Here is a 1,202-nt window from a genome sequence, read left to right as displayed (position 1 = left end):
TGTAACCATCCCCTAAAATCGGTGCATGCGTAATTAGAGTTCTCCGGCCTACAATGAGGCAAACGGAGAACAGCATGAAAAAATCACGATACAGCGAGTCACAGATCGTCAAGATCCTGAAGGAGGTCGAGGGCGGTCGCCTGGTCAAGGAAGTCTGCCGGGAGTACGGCATCTCCGATGCGACCTACTACAACTGGAAATCAAAGTACGGCGGCATGGAAGCCTCTGATGTGAAGCGCCTCAAGGAGCTTGAAGAGGAAAACCGCCGGCTGAAGCAGATGTACGCTGAGCTGAGCCTGGATCACAAACTGTTGAAGGATGTGATCGAAAAAAAGCTGTAAAGCCAGCCGTTCGACGAGAACTGGTGGATTACCTCAAGCAGGCTCACGGTGTCAGCATCCGCAGAGCCTGCCGAATCGCTGGCATCAGTGACTCTGTATACCGGTATCGGCCGGACACCTCCCGGGATGAACCGGTGATTGCAGCGCTTCAAAGCGCGACTGAGCGCTATCCCGCCTACGGCTTCAGCAAACTGTTCAAAGTGCTGCGACGCTGGGGTCACGGATGGAATCACAAGCGGGTCCACCGGTTGTATTGCGCACTCAACCTGAATAAACGACGACGGGGCAAGAAACGACTCCCGACACGAAACCCGGAGCCATTGAGCGTGCCAGTCGCCGTTAATCGATGCTGGTCCATGGATTTCATGAGCGACAGTCTGTTCTGTGGTCGCCGGTTCCGGACGTTTAACGTGGTGGACGACTTTAACCGGGAGGTACTGGCTATCGAGGTTGACCTGAATCTGCCAGCACCGAGGGTCATACGGGTTCTGGAACGCATCATCGCTTGGCGAGGCTACCCGGCCAAACTACGCATGGACAACGGCCCTGAATTCATCTCGATTGCCTTGGCAGATTGGGCTGAGCAACACGGTATCGAGCTGGAGTTTATCAAGCCGGGCACACCCACTCAGAATTCGTATGTTGAGCGCTTCAATCGGACTTATCGGGACGAGATCCTGAATATGTATGTCTTCCGGAACCTCACCGAAGTCCGAGAACTGACCGAATCCTGGATGACGGAATACAACGATGAGCGCCCCCACGATTCACTGGAAGACCTGACGCCATGGGAATACTTGGCGAAACACCAACGGGCGGAAAACTCTAATCAGCGGTGCAACTGAAACAGGGATGTTTACA

The 1,202-nt window shown here is 54.2% G+C and carries 1 protein-coding gene; it reads left to right on the top strand.

The features are described from left to right. Positions 1–74: 74 nt before the first annotated feature. Positions 75–1,186, top strand: a protein-coding gene (locus A8B84_RS15835) for an IS3 family transposase (protein WP_227512784.1) whose coding sequence is annotated in 2 segments (ribosomal slippage) — positions 75–336 and positions 336–1,186 — 1,113 coding nt in all. Because the reading frame shifts where the segments join, the coding sequence is not laid out codon by codon here. Positions 1,187–1,202 lie beyond the last annotated feature (16 nt).

The organism is Marinobacter sp. EhC06 (assembly GCF_001650915.1).
In the GTDB taxonomy this organism is placed as follows: domain Bacteria; phylum Pseudomonadota; class Gammaproteobacteria; order Pseudomonadales; family Oleiphilaceae; genus Marinobacter.
Note: the sequence above shows the minus strand (reverse complement) of the source record. Positions and strands in the feature narration are given on the sequence as shown.